Source organism: Amycolatopsis sp. DG1A-15b (assembly GCF_030285645.1).
GTDB lineage: Bacteria > Actinomycetota > Actinomycetes > Mycobacteriales > Pseudonocardiaceae > Amycolatopsis.
In genome coordinates, this window is the sequence record NZ_CP127296.1 from 2,549,859 (window position 1) to 2,563,430 (window position 13,572).

Below are 13,572 nucleotides of genomic sequence, written 5' to 3' on the forward strand. Positions count from 1 at the left end.
TAGCAAGAATAGCTAGATTGTCTAGCTAACTTAGAATGACCGGGTGGAAGACAGTCCGGTCGCGCTCCGGGTGAACCTCGCCCTGCGGGAGCTCCTCGCCCTCGCACACGACGTCCAGATCGCCCTGGCCCGGCGCCTCGGCCTCGGGGCGACCGACGTGCAGGCCCTGCAGCACCTGGCGGCCGGCACCCCGATGGGTACGGTCGACCTCGCGCACGCGCTCAAGATCCGGTCCGCGTCGGCCACCGTGCTCGTCGACCGCCTGGAGGCCGCCGGGCACGTCCGCCGCGGCCCGCACCCCCACGACGGGCGGCGGGTGACCCTCGTCGTCAGCGAGGCGGCCCGCTCCGAGGTCCGGGCCGCGCTGGCCCCGCTGGTCGACGCCATCACCCGGTTGACGGACGGCTTGGCCCCGGAGCAGGCGGAAGTGGTGGCCCGGTTCCTCGGCGACACCACGGAGATCCTCCGGGCCTACGCCGCCGAGCCGCCGGACGCGGGTTAGCCTGTCACTTTGCTTGTATAACGACCTATACGGCGGCTCGTCGAAGAAGAGAAACCAAAGTGACAACAGCAAAAAGCCCGCAAGCGACGGCCGCCGCCGTCTGGACGCTCGCCGTGCAGGCCGTCCGGGCGGCGGTGAGGAGCTCGGTGGCCGCCGCGAAGCCGTGGGCCGCGGCTTCGGCCTGTGCCGGTCCGGCCGAAGCCAGCCGGGCCGCCGCGTCGGGCACGCCGGGTGGGACCACCAGGTGGGCCGCGTAGACGGCCGCCGCCAGCGAGCCGAACGCCGTCGTGCCCAGGCCCGCCCCGAGTTCGTAGCCGGTCTTCTCGACCGCGGCCGCGCCGCCCGCCCGGTCGGCGGGGGCGGCCGTCAGCAGCGTGTCCGTGCTCGACGTCAGCGCGAGCGCCATGCCGAAGCCCGAACCGGCCAGTGCGCCGCCCAGCCACCACGGCGACGCCAGCCCGCCCGCCGCCGGGATGCCGAGGGACGCCGCCGCCAGGGCGAACCCCGCGGTGCGGACGCGGGGGTTGCCGAACCGCTCCAGCAGCGCCGGCGCCACCACGCTGCCGGTCGCGGCCGCGCCGAGCACGAGCAGCAGCCGGGCGGCCGCGGCGGTCGGGGACAGGCCGAGCACCACCTGGAGGTACTGGGCGAGCAGCAGGCCGAGCCCGACCAGCGTGCTCATCACCAGCAGGACCCCGCCGGCCGCGGCCGGCACCCCCGGGCGCCGGAACAGGGCCAGGTCCAGCAGGGGTGTTGCGGCCCGCCGCTGGCGGCGCACGAAGAGCGCGAGGAGGACGCACCCGGCGGCACCCGCCCCGGCCGCGAAGCCGCCCCCCGACGGCCCGACGGCGGCGGCGATCCCGAGCACCCCGCCGGCGGCGAGTACCGCGCTGAGCGCGTCCCACGGTTCACGTCCGGGCGGGCTGCGCGGCAGCCACCGCAGCGCCGCCGCGACCGCGGCCAGGATGACCGGCGGGTTGACCAGGAACGTCGCCCGCCAGCCCCACGTCTGGACGAGCAGCCCGCCGAGCACCGGCCCGAACACCGAGCCGGTTCCGGCGATGCCGCTGCACACCGCGATCGCCGCGCGTCGCCGTCGCCGGTCCGGGAACAGCTCCCGCAGCAGCGCCATCGTCACCGGCATGATCAGGGCACCGCCGACGCCCAGCGCCGCGCGCGCGGCGAGCAGCGTGGGAACGCCGGGCGCGAGCGCGCAGCCGAGCGACGCGGCGCCGAACACCGCGTAGCCGGTGACGAGCACGCGTCGCCGTCCGAAGCGGTCGCCGAGCGTGCTGGACGGCAGGAGCAGCGGCGCCGCGGTGAGCGGGTAGACGGCCACGATCCAGACCTGGGCCGCGGCACCGGGCCGCAACTGCCGGACGAGGTCGGGCAGCGCGACGTGCAGCACGGTCGCGTCCACCGCGACCAGGAAGAGGCCGGCGCCGAGCACGGCCAGCAGCGGCCACGCCCGGACGCCCGCCTGCGTCACGGCCACAGCAGGCCCCCGAGGTGTCGCACGACGACGTCGACGTGGGGCGGGTCGACGACCGACAGGTGGTGCGCGGCCACCGGGACGATCTCCAGCCGCGGGCACAGCCCGGCCCAGCCGGCGGCGAGGTCGGTGCGGGAGTAGCGCGGTTCCATCGCGAGCCCGGCGGCGTACGGTTCGGTGGCCCGGTACAGCACCACCCGGCCGCCGTAGGGCCGCGGCGTCCCGCGTTCCGCCGCGAGGGTGTCCGAAAAGGACTGGTGCTGGTGCCGCAGGACACCGGGGCTCAGCAATCCGGCTTCGGCGACCCGCCGCATGGTGAGCTCGATCTGTTCTTCTTCGGGCAGCGGCGCGAGTTCGTCGTGGCCGAGCCGGACGGTCCGGCCGTAGGTGCCTTCGACGTAGCCGGTGAAGCGCAGGAACCGCCGGGCCGACGACGCCCGCGGGTCGAGGTCCGGTTCGGGCAGCGGCAGCATGGTGTCGATGAGGGCGACGAGCTCGACCGGTTCGCCCTCGTCGGCGAGCCGCGTGGCGACGCCGTAGGCGAGGGCACCGCCGAACGACCAGCCGGCGAGCCGGTAGGGCCCGTGGGGCACGCGGGCCCGCACGAGCGGCAGGAGCCGTTCGACGCGGTCCTCGATGGCGGCGCCGGGCACGCGTTCGAAGCCGACGCAGGGCACGCCGGCGGGCAGCCGGTCCAGCAGCGGGCGGTAGACGGTGCAGGTGCTGCCGCCGGGGTGGAACAGCAGCAGGGGTGCGGTGCCGGCGTCGCCGGGCCGGAGGAGGTGCACGGGCCCGCGGGCCTCGCGCGTGTCGAGCAGTGCCCGCGCGACATCGGCGACGGCGGCGAGGGAGTCGTGGCGCAGGAGGTCCGCCGGGTCGACGGGGGTGTCGAGTTCGGTGGTGAGGCCGTCGGCGAGCAGCCGGGCCAGCCGCCGCGGTTGCGCGGTGCCGGTGAGGCGGACGTGCGGGCCGGCGGCCTCGGTGCCGGTGTGCTGCCGCCAGAGCCGGCGGACCAGGCGGTCGGCGGCGTCCCAGGCCCGGTCCCGGGCCGGGGGTTCGTCACCGCGGGGGACGAGATCGCGGTTGAGGTCGGCAAGGGTGGCGCCCCGGAGGACGGCGGCGGCATCGGGTTCGGCGCCGAGTTCCCGCCGGACGGTTTCGCGGATCCGGTTCGCCATGAGCGAGTCGAGCCCGAGTTCGACGAGCGGGACGTCGGGATCCAGCCGGTCGGGGGAGAGGCCCATGATCGCGGCGACGATGCCGGTGAGCCGATCACCGGCGGCGGCGGGCGCGGTGGGTTCGGTGGCGTGGCCCGGTGCGGTGCGGGGGCCGGCGGCTCCGGCTGGGGTGGGCGCGGCGGCTGGGGAGGTGAGCCGGGCCGCACGGTCCGGAGTCGCGGTCTCGGGTCCGGCCGCTCCCGCCGGGGCGGGCGCGGTGGGTCGTGCGGCGGGCCCGGCCGCGCAACCCGGGGCCGTTGTCCCGGGTGCGGTCGCGAGCGCCGGGGCGACCTCGGCATTGTCCGTGTACCAGTGCCGCTCGTGGCGCCACGGCATCGGCGGCACGTCCGTGAGCTGGGCGCCGTCGTCCGGGGTGGTCACCGTGATGCGGGTGCCCGCGCAGTACAGCGCGCCCGCGGCCGCCGCGAAGGCGCGGACCTCGTCCTGGCCTCGGCGCAGGGTGCCCGTCACCACCGCGTCCGTGATCCCGGCCGCTTCGAGGGTGCGGGCCAGCGAACCCCGCAGGATCGGGTGGGGCGAGACCTCGGCGAACACGCGGTGGCCGTCCGCGGCGGCCGCGGTGACCGCCTGGCGGAACCGGACCGGGCGGCGCAGGTGCGCGGCCCAGTAACCGGCGTCGAAGTCCGGGAGTTCGCGCGGGTCGGTCAGCACCGTGTCGTACCAGGGCACCAGCGGCCGCCGGCCACCCAGCTCGGCGAGCGCGTCGCGCAGGGCGCCGAGGACGGGCTCGATTCCGGCCGAATGCCCGGCGACCCCGACGGGCAGCCGCCGCGCGCTCCGCCCGGCGGCCTCGAGCTCGGCGACGAGCCGGTCGAGGACGAGAGCGTCCCCGGCTACGGTCACCTGCCCCGGCGCCGAGTCGACGGCGAGCTCGACACCGGGGTACCCGGCGAGCTCACCGGGCGTCAGTTCCACCGCGGCCATGGCGCCCCCCGGGCCGGCCGTCTCCAGCAGCCGGGCGCGGGTGGCGACCAGGTGGACGGCTTCGTCGCCGGTCAGCACCCCGGCCACGACGGCCGCGGCCGCGGACCCGAGGGAGTGCCCGATGACGGCGGCGGGCCGGACGCCGAGCGCCTCCCACCGCGCGGCCAGCGCGACCTGCGTCCCGAAGATCGCCAGCTGGGTTTCCGCCAGCGTCCGGGGAGCGGCGCCGGTGAGGAGCGAGCGCAACGACCGGCCGGCGTACTCCGTGAAGGCGTCGCCGAGCTTGTCGGCCTGGGCGGCGAAGGCCGGTTCGACGGCCAGGAGGTGCCGGCCCATCCCGGCCCATTGGGACCCGTGCCCGGAGAAGACGAAAACGGGTCCGTCCCCGGCGACGGCGGCACCGGTGACGGCACCGGCGGGCAGGGGGTCGGCGCGGTCTCCGACGGCTCGCAGCAGCGCGGCGAGTTCCCGGTGGTCCGCGGCGACGAGGGCGGCCCGGTGCGGGCCGGCGTTGTCGCGCCGGGCGAGGGTGTGGGTGACGTCGGTGAGCGAGCTCCGGCGCCCGGCGGGGGAGTCCAGCCAGTCCGCCAGCTGCGTGGCCCGCTCGGTGAGCCGGTCGCGGGTCCGGGCGGAGAGAAGGCCGAGCCGGACGCCGCCGGTGCCGCCCGGCCGAACACCGTTCCGCCGCGCCGCGCCGCCGCTCTCCCGAGCCGGCGGCGTGGCCTCCTCGAGCACCACGTGCGCGTTCGTCCCGCCGAACCCGAACGCCGACACCCCCGCCGTCGCTCGGCCGGTGTGCCGGGGCCACGGCGTCGGCTCCGTCACCACCCGCAAGCCCAGCGAGCCGAACGCGATGTGCGGGTTCGGCGCCGCGAAGTGCAGCTGCGGGGGCAGGGAGCCGTGCTTCATCGCGAGCACCACCTTGATCAGCCCGGCGATCCCCGCGGCCGCTTCCGCGTGGGCGATGTTGGTCTTCACCGAGCCGATCAGCAACGGCGCTCCGGCCGCCCGTCCGGCACCCAGCACCGCGCCCAGCGCGCCGGCCTCGATCGGGTCGCCCAGCAGCGTCCCCGTTCCGTGCGCCTCCACGTAATCCACAGTGGACGGATCGACCTCCCGGTACGCCTCCCGCAGCATCGCCTGCTGCGCCAGTGGGTTCGGCGCGGCCAGGCCGTTCGAGCGGCCGTCGGAATTGACCGCGGAGGCACGGATCACCGCGAGCACCCGATCACCGTCGTATTCGGCGTCCGCCAGGCGTTTGAGCACCACGACACCGCAGCCCTCGGCGCGCGCGATGCCGTCCGCGGCCGCCGAGAACGTCTTGCAGCGGCCGTCGCCCGCCAGCAGGCCCGCGGCCGCGAACGCCGCCGTCGGGCCCGGGAGCAGCATGAGGTCGACCCCCGCCGCCAGCGCCAGGTCCGCCTCGCCGTCGCGCAGCGCGCGCACCGCGTGGTGCACCGCGACCAGCGACGACGAGCACGCCGTGTCCACCGCCATGCTCGGCCCGCGCAGGTCGTAGACGTACGACAGCCGGTTGGCCGCGATGCTGCCCGCGGCGCCGGTGGCCGTCCACAGGTCCGGCTCGCCGCCGGTCATCGTGAGGTGGCCGTAGTCGTGGGTCGCGATACCGGTGAACACGCCGGTCCGGCTGCCGCGCAGGGACGCCGGCGCGATGCCGGCGTGCTCCAGCGCCGCCCAGGTGACCTCCAGGAGCATCCGCTGCTGCGGGTCCATCGTCGCCGCTTCGCGCGGCGTGATGCCGAAGTGCTCGGCGTCGAACCCGGCGACGTCGTCGAGGAACCCGCCCAGCACCGGGGCCGCCTCGGCGCTCCAGCGGCCCGGCGGTGCGGTCCGGACGGCGTCGCGTCCGCCGCGCAGCAGGTCCCAGAACTCGCCGGGCCCGTCCGCGCCGGGGAACCGGCAGCCCAGGCCGACGACGGCGACGGGGTCGGTCCGGCGGCGGTCGGTGCCGCGCGGGACGTCCGGCTCCGCGAAACCGGCCAGGCTGCGGACGAGGTGGTCGATGGTCGGGCTTTCCCACAGCAAGGTCGCCGGCAGCCGCCGGCCGAGCCGTTCCTCGAGGTCGGCGGCGATGCCGACGGCCTGGCGGGAGGACAGGCCGTAGTCGCCGAGCGGCCGGTCGGGCTCGGCCGTGACGCCGGTGTGCTCGGCGACGGTGTCCAGGACCCAGCGGCGCAGGGTGTCGGTCGTCGGCTCGGTCATCGCGCCAGTGCCTTTCCGTAGTCGCCGGCGAAGTAGCGGTCGCGGCAGGCGCCGCGCGCGATCTTGCCGCTGGAGGTGCGCGGGACCCGTCCGGGCGGCACGAGCAGCACCTCCCGCAGCGCGAGCCCGTGCGCGTCGGAGATCAGCCGCCGGATCGCGCCGCCGAGCGCGCGCTCGGCGGGTTCGGTCAGGTCCGCGTGGCCGCGGTGTTCGGCGACCACGACGACGGCTTCGGTGTCGGTGCCCGCGACGGCGAAGGCCGCGACGCTGCCGGGGCGGATCGCGGGGTCGGCCGACGCGGCGGTCGCTTCGACGTCCTGCGGGTAGTGGTTGCGCCCGTCGACGATGATCAGGTCCTTGATCCGGCCCGCGATGTACAGCTCGCCGTCGTGGCGGACACCGAGGTCGCCGGTCCGCAGCCAGGGCCGGTCGTCGCCGGACGGCCGGGCGCCGAACGTCTCGGCGCTCTCCACGGGTTTCTGCCAGTACCCCGTGCCGACGTTGGGCCCGTGCACCCAGATTTCGCCGACCGAGCCGTCGGGTCGCACGATCCCGGTTTCCGGGTCGACGAGGGCGACGAGCTGCCCGGCCGGGACGCCGCACGCGACGAGCCGCACGCCGTCCCCGGCCGGTCGCGCGGTGCCCATGGAGAGGGCGTCGCGGTCGAACGTGGTGACGCGCGGGGTCGCGGCGGGGCCGGTGGTGACGAAGACGGTGGCCTCGGCCAGTCCGTACGCCGGGCGGGTCATGTCCGGCCGGTACCCGGCGGCGGCGAAGGCGGTGTGGAACCGGTCGAGGACGTCCGGGTTGATCGGCTCGGCGCCGTTGACGATCGCGGCGACCCGGCCGAGCCGCAGCCGCGCGCGGTCGGCCTCGCGGATCCGGCTCGCGCAGTAGTGGAAGGCGAAGTTCGGGGCCGCGCTCCAGCTGCCCGCGTGGTCGCCGAGCAGCTCCAGCCAGCGGACCGGCCGCTCGATGAAGGCGAGCGGGTCCATCAGCACCGAGCGCAGGCCCAGCGCCAGCGGCGTGATCAAGCCGAGGACGAGCCCCATGTCGTGGAACAGCGGCAGCCACGAGACCGTGGTGGCCGCGGCCGGGTCGAGGCCGAGGCCGCGCACGGCCTGGGTGACGTTGGCGAGCACGTTCGCGTGGGTCAGCACCACGCCGGCCGGGCTGCGCGTCGAACCGGACGTGTACTGCAGGTACGCGACGTCGTCCGGGGCCGCGGTGGGCGCGGGCCACGTCCGCGCCGGTTCCGGCCGGTCGACCGTGACGACGGCGATGTCCTGGCCGAGGAACGCTTCGACGCCCGGCCGGGCGCCGGCCGTGGTGACGACGGCCGACGGCGCGCAGTCGGCGAGGACCGCGGCGAGCCGTCCCGCGTGGCCGGGCAGGCCCGGATCGAACAGCGGCACCGCGATCGCGCCCGCGGTGATCGCGGCGAGGAACCCGATGACGTAGTCCGGGCCCTGCGGGCAGAGCACGGCCACGCGGTCGCCCGGCGACACCGGCAGCGCGCCCGCGGCGGCGTCGACGCGCTCGGCCAGCTGCCGCCAGGTCAGCGTGCGCCGCCGCCCCGCGGGGTCGTCGGCGAAGTCGGCGAAGGTCAGGGCGGGGGCGTCGGGCGTGGTCGCCGCCCAGTGGCGCAGGCACGCGGTCAGGGTGTCGCCGCCCACCGCCGGGAAGTTCTCCTGGGACATGGGTTCTCCTTGCGGGTGCTAGCGGCCCAGCCGCGGGGCCGCGTGCTGCCACGCGGCGACGGCCAGGGTGTCGAGGTCGAGGTCGGTCGCTCCGGCGTCGCGGAGCAGGACGAGCACGCCGCCGGCGGCGATGGCGACGGTGCGCAGGCGCAGTCCGGGCAGCCCGGCCGGCTGTCCGGGCAGGGTCAGCACCTGCTGGTAGGACAGGGTTTGCGCGCCGGGAACGGTGGGCGGGGTCACGACGGTCGTGGTGGAGACAGTGGGGAGGTCCTGGTCGTCGGTGGTGACGCGGGCGCAGCGGCGCGCCTGCGCGGCCCAGGCGTCGAGGCCGGGCGGGTGCGGGGTGCGGGCGACGAGTTCGGACAGCTGCCCGCCGGGTACCGCCGTCTGGAAGCCCTGGCCGGTGCCCGCGCCGGGGCGAAGCAGCCGGCCGTGGACGACGTCGGCGCACTCGCCGTCGTCCGTCCGGTCCGAAGTGGACAATGCGGTGGCGACGTCGAAGACGTCGCGCGCGGCGGGCCGGCCGGGGATCGCCTCGGCCGGCAGCAGCGCGGCGGGCGGCCCGGCCGGTGGCTCGGAAAGCGGGATCGCCGTGGCCGGTTTTGCGGGCGAAATGGTGGCCACGGCGGCCGCGGCGATCAGGAGGACCGCGAAGCGGGGCGGGGGAAAGCGAATTCGGGCAGCCATGAAGAACCCTTCCGGGAGCATTCTCGGGGGAGGTGCGGCCCCTGCGCTGGAACCCTTCGCCGGAGACGCCTCGAGTGACGTCCGATCCGGCGGCACGGCGAAGGCTACGCTGGGAAATCGGTTACCGGAAGCACCTCAAGACGGCGTAAACATCGTCATGCACAGCGGGTGACCTGCCGAATTGCAGGTTACTGGCGAGTTCGGCCGCCGGTTGTGGCACGGCCGTCCGAGAGTGGTCACCCTGCGCGACCGCCGCCTCACCCTTGCGGGGGAGTTTGTTTTCCTGGCATTCACATTGTCCGTTCACATCGTGGACAGGACAATTGCTTTTCCGGTCGTCGTTCCTTTAGCTTGGCCGCACCTTCGAGTGTCCGGGAAAGGAAACGCATGGGCCCTTTGGTGAGGTGGTTCACGGCACTGGCGACGGCGGTGTGCGCGCTGCCCGGCACTCCCGCCTCGGCCGCGGCCGGTGGCCCGGACACGTGGGCCGACGACGGCTCGCACGTCGTCGCCCAGACCACTGTGGACGGTGACGCGCGGGTGCTCGACCTGACCGTGCGCTCGGCCGGTGCCGGGGCGTACGCGATGGTCCGGCTGATCCTGCCGCGGAACTGGGCGGCCGAGCCGGGCCGGCGCTGGGCGGCGGTCTACCTGCTGGCCGGCGAGACCCGCCTGCAGGACTACCGCGGCTGGAGCGCGAACACCGACGTCCGGCAGCTCGCCGACGACGCCGGCGTCCTGGTGGTCATGCCCGGCGCGGGACCCGCGGGCTTCTTCAGCGACTGGTGGAACTACGGCAAGGACCTCGCGCTCAACCAGTGGGAGACCTTCACCGCCGTCGAACTGCCGCAGCTGATCGACCGCGGCTACCGCGGGAACGGCCGGCGCGCGGCCGCCGGGCTGTCCCTCGGTGGGTACGGGGCGCTCGAGCTCGCCGCGCGACGGCCGGGAGTCTTCCGCTACGCGGCCTCCTTCAGCGGCAACGTCAACCCTGCCGGTCCCGGCGGCGAGCTGCTGACGAACGCGATCGTCACGTCCGCCCACCTCGACCCCGAGGCCCTGTGGGGCGACCGCCGCCGCGAAGCCGCGCGCTGGGAAGCGCACGACCCGCTGGTGAACGCGGAGCGCCTGCGCGGCACCGAGCTGTACCTCTCGGCGGGCAACGGGCTGCCGGGCCCGCTCGACGCCAAGCTCCCGATCGACGTCCTGCCCGGCGCGATGCTGCTGGAGTTCCTCTGCGGTGCCCAGACGACGGCGATGGCGGGCCGGCTGCGCGACCTCGGCGTCCCGGTGACGGCGGACCTCTACGGCCCGGGCACGCACCAGTGGGCGTACTGGCAGGAGCAGCTGCACAAGACGTGGCCGCGGATGCTGGAGGTGCTGGCGTCGTGAAACCGTCCTACGTGGTCACCGGGGCGGCGGGCGGGATCGGCCGCGCCTGCGTGGCGGAGCTGGTCCGCCGCGGCGCGCACGTGTGGGCGAGCGTACGCACCGACGCGGACGAAGCGGACCTCGAGCGCGCGTACGGCGACGCGGTCACGGTGCTGCGGATGGACCTGCGCGACGCGGAATCGGTCGCCCGGTGCGGAGCGCGCGTCGCGGCGGCGGGACCGTTGCGGGGCCTGGTGAACAACGCCGGCGTGGCGCGGCCGGGGCCGCTCGAGCACGTGCCGCTGGCGGCGTTCCGGGAGCAGCTGGAGGTGAACGTCACGGGTCAGCTGGCGGTGACGCGCGCGATGCTGCCGGCGTTGCGGCGCGCGGAATCGGCGCGCGTGGTGACGATCGGCTCGATCGGCGGCCGGATCGCGGGCCCGATGGTCGGGCCGTACCACACGTCGAAGTTCGCCCTGGTCGGCTTGACCGACAGCCTGCGCGCGGAGCTGGCCCCGGAGGGGATCCGCGTGGTCCTGGTCGAGCCGGGCGCGGTGGCCACGCCGATCTGGCCCCGAGCCCGCGCGGCGGCGGAGGAGGTCCGCGAGCGGTTGCCGGCGGCGGCCCTGGAGAGGTACGGCGAGCAGCTGGCGGCGGCGGAACGCAGCGCGGCCCGCTCGGCCCGGACCGGGGTGCCCCCGCGCCGGGCGGCGGAGACGGTCGTCCGGGCACTGACGGCCCGCCGGCCGGCCCCGCGCTATTTGGTGGGCCCCGACGCCCGGCTGGCGGCGGTGCTGGCGCGCTTGCCGTTCCGGGTGCGGTACCACTTGACGGCGGCGAAGCGATGAGGTGGTGCGGTGCGGTGCACGGCCGGCCGAATCCGCCCCACGGCCCCCCTGGCGGAGGGAAGCGATGAGGCGGTGCGGTGAACAGCCGGCCGGGGCCGCCCCACGGCCCCCGTGCCGGAGGGAAGCGATGAGCCGCCTGGTCGTGATCGTCGCGCCGGGCTCGCGTGGCGACGTCCAGCCGTGCGTGGCGCTCGGCCGCGGCCTGGCCGCCGATGGCGATCGTGTCCGCTTGCTCGCCGCGCCCGGCTTCCGGGCGCTTGCCGAAGCCCACGGCCTCGGCTTCGCGCCCCTCTCAGCCGACCCCGCCGCCATCCTGGGCTCGGCCGCCGGGCGAGCGTGGACCGCCGGAAGCCGCCGGAGCTTCCTCTCCGGGCTGCGGGCCGTCCTGCGGCCCGTACTCGACCGGCTTCTCGCCGACGTCCACGCCGGCGCCGCCGGGGCCGACCTCGTGCTCGCACCCTCACTCGGCTTCCTCGGCACGCACCTGGGTGCCCATTTCGGCGTTCCCGACGTCGAACTGCATTACCAGCCCAGTGTCCCGACGCGCGCCTTCGCCCACCCCCTCCTGCCTCGGGCCGGCCGGCTCGGCCCGTGGGGACGGCACCTCAGCTTCACCGCCGTCGACGCTTTCGCCTGGCAGGTCCTGCGGCCCGAAGTCGACCGCTGGCGCGTCGAGACGCTCGGCCTGCCGAAGGCGGGGGCCAGGGGACCGCGGCGGCGGTCGCCGGTGCTGTGCGGGTTCTCCGACGCCGTCGTGCCGCGGCCGCCCGACTGGCCCGCCCGCGTGCACGTCACCGGCTACTGGTTCCTCGACACCGCGAACCCGCGCCCGGACCCGCGGCTGCGCGACTTCCTCGCCGCGGGCGCGCCGCCGGTGTACGTCGGCTTCGGCAGCATGCGGCCCGCCGACGCCGAGCGGACGTCCGACATCGTCACCACGGCGTTGCGCCGCGCCGGGCTGCGCGGCGTCCTCACCACCGGGGCCGGCGCGGACGACCTGCTGATCGCCGGGGACGTCCCGCACGACTGGCTGTTCCCCCGCACCGCCGCCGTCGTCCACCACGGCGGCGCCGGGACCACCGCCGCCGGGCTGCGGGCCGGGGTGCCGGCGCTGGTCTGCCCGGTCTTCTCCGACCAGCCCTACTGGGGTGACCGGGTGTCGCGGCTGAGCGCCGGCCCGGAACCGTTGCCCCTCAAGGAACTCGACGTCGGATCACTGACCGCGCGGCTGCGGGAACTGACGGAGAACCCGCTGTTCAGCCGGGGAGCGCAGTACGTCGGCGCCCGCCTGCGGGCCGAGGACGGCGTGGCCCGCGCCTGCTCGATCCTGCGTGCGGGTTAGGGGTACCGAGCGCCGGGCCCGCAACCTCGCCGCGGGCAGCCCGGCTAGGTGGTCAGCGGCCGGGCCGGCACTGCGCGCTCGACCGCCGAAACCAACGCTCGCAGGGCCGCCACTTCCGCGGCCAGCGCTCGCCGGCCCGCCGGGCTGATGGTGATCCACGTGCGCGGGCGCTTGCCCTCGTACCCCTTTTCGACGTCGATCAGCCCGGCCTCTCCAAGGATCGTGACGTGCCGGGACAGGTTCCCGGCCGTCATGTCGAGGGTCCGGCGCAGGTACCCGAAGTCGACCTTCCCGGCCTCGGCGGCGATGGTGAGGATGCCGAGCCGGTGCCGCTGGTGCACGGTCTCGTCCAGGCCCGCCGCGGGGTGCTCGCTCATGCGCGCGCCTGCCGCTCGTGCCACGCCGCCACCGCGCCGCCCACCAGCAGCACCAGGCCCGGCAGCAGGGTGTTCGTGAACGTCATCGTCTCCGGGCCTTCGTAGCGCTCGAAGACGCCGAGGTGGAAGAAGACGTTCTGCATGTTGTAGAGGTTGGCCAGGAGCGCGGCGGCCGCGAAGACACCGCTGATCACGCCGAGCAGCTCGCTGCGCTCCAGCCACGCCAGCCCGATCAGGCCCAGCGCGATCGTGAGCAGTGGCGCGTTGGGCCGCACCGGCGCGAACTCCAGGTCGAGCACGGCCAAGGCGAGAAGGCCGAAGACCATCGCGACGGCGGTGGCGGCTCCTCGCGCGATCCCGCTGCCGAGCCGGGATCGCAGCCACCAGACGGCGCCGAGCGCGAGCAGGACGAGGGCGGCCGCCGGGATCGTGAACGACGGCCGGGTGTACGGGAGGATGGCGGTCCGGGGGTGGAACGATGCGACGGCCGCCATGCCCAGGGAAAGCGCGAGGACGCCGACGAAGCCGATGGCGAGGTAGCCGCGGATGGGCGTCCGCACGCCGGTGCGGCTGCCGCGGTGGAGGTACCAGGCCGCGGTGGCCAGGAACCCGCCGACGACCGCGAACAGCCAGTACAGCTGCAGGGGCTCGCCGAACCACACGCCCGCGACGCTGAACCGGGGCGGGGCGCCGTAGGCCCACAGCGGCGAAAGGAGCACGAGCGCGCCGAACAGGAACAGCGGCGGGACGTACGCGTGGCGGTCCGCCCTGGTCCGCGCCCGCAGCCGCGTCATCTCGTCGAGCAGCTCGGCCGGTGCGAGGTCGCTCATCTGACCCCCTGGATTCGTAACTGGTCTATTTGGCAAAC

10 protein-coding genes are annotated in these 13,572 nt (G+C 75.7%); 4 read left to right on the plus strand and 6 right to left on the minus strand.

From position 1 onward, the window contains the following. The first annotated feature begins 43 nt into the window (after positions 1-43). Positions 44-502, plus strand: a complete 459-nt coding sequence (locus tag QRY02_RS11630; RefSeq protein WP_285991532.1) for a MarR family winged helix-turn-helix transcriptional regulator — start codon at positions 44-46, stop codon at positions 500-502. A 25-nt stretch (positions 503-527) separates the two neighbouring features. Here the strand turns inward: QRY02_RS11630 and QRY02_RS11635 are convergent, their stop codons facing one another. The 4 genes from QRY02_RS11635 to QRY02_RS11650 are packed head-to-tail and all read right to left on the minus strand — an operon-like array spanning position 528 to position 8,766. After that, positions 528-1,997: an MFS transporter gene (locus tag QRY02_RS11635; RefSeq protein WP_285991533.1), complete on the minus strand. Its 1,470-nt coding sequence runs from the start codon at positions 1,995-1,997 to the stop codon at positions 528-530. Next, positions 1,988-6,379, minus strand: coding sequence for a beta-ketoacyl synthase N-terminal-like domain-containing protein (locus QRY02_RS11640; protein WP_285991534.1), 4,392 nt, complete (start codon positions 6,377-6,379; stop codon positions 1,988-1,990). The genes QRY02_RS11635 and QRY02_RS11640 overlap by 10 nt, the downstream gene beginning before the upstream one ends. Further along, positions 6,376-8,079, minus strand: a complete 1,704-nt coding sequence (locus QRY02_RS11645) for a fatty acyl-AMP ligase (protein ID WP_285991535.1) — start codon at positions 8,077-8,079, stop codon at positions 6,376-6,378. Before QRY02_RS11645 ends, QRY02_RS11640 begins: the two co-directional genes overlap by 4 nt. An 18-nt stretch (positions 8,080-8,097) precedes the next feature. Next, positions 8,098-8,766, minus strand: coding sequence for a hypothetical protein (locus QRY02_RS11650; RefSeq protein WP_285991536.1), 669 nt, complete (start codon positions 8,764-8,766; stop codon positions 8,098-8,100). A 387-nt stretch (positions 8,767-9,153) separates the two neighbouring features. Between QRY02_RS11650 and QRY02_RS11655 the strand changes: the two genes are divergently transcribed. The 3 genes from QRY02_RS11655 (at position 9,154) to QRY02_RS11665 (ending at position 12,327) form a co-directional block, all read left to right on the plus strand. Further along, positions 9,154-10,158 (plus strand): alpha/beta hydrolase, encoded by a 1,005-nt coding sequence (locus QRY02_RS11655; RefSeq protein WP_502874198.1) that lies wholly within the window; start codon positions 9,154-9,156, stop codon positions 10,156-10,158. Beyond that, positions 10,155-10,985 carry an SDR family NAD(P)-dependent oxidoreductase gene (locus QRY02_RS11660; protein WP_285991537.1) on the plus strand — a complete coding sequence of 277 codons (831 nt, stop codon included), beginning with the start codon at positions 10,155-10,157 and terminating at the stop codon, positions 10,983-10,985. The genes QRY02_RS11655 and QRY02_RS11660 overlap by 4 nt, the downstream gene beginning before the upstream one ends. Before the next feature lie 127 nt (positions 10,986-11,112). Continuing rightward, complete coding sequence (locus QRY02_RS11665) at positions 11,113-12,327, plus strand: glycosyltransferase (RefSeq protein WP_285991538.1); 1,215 nt, start codon at positions 11,113-11,115, stop codon at positions 12,325-12,327. Positions 12,328-12,371: 44 nt separating this feature from the next. Here QRY02_RS11665 and QRY02_RS11670 read toward each other — a convergent pair whose 3' ends face one another. Together QRY02_RS11670 and QRY02_RS11675 are read right to left on the minus strand one after the other, a co-directional pair. Then, the gene (locus QRY02_RS11670) at positions 12,372-12,704 is read right to left on the minus strand and encodes a transcriptional regulator (RefSeq protein ID WP_285991539.1); all 333 of its coding nucleotides are present in this window, start codon (positions 12,702-12,704) and stop codon (positions 12,372-12,374) included. Further along, positions 12,701-13,534, minus strand: a complete 834-nt coding sequence (locus QRY02_RS11675) for a hypothetical protein (protein WP_285991540.1) — start codon at positions 13,532-13,534, stop codon at positions 12,701-12,703. Before QRY02_RS11675 ends, QRY02_RS11670 begins: the two co-directional genes overlap by 4 nt. Between the last annotated feature and the right edge of the window lie 38 nt (positions 13,535-13,572).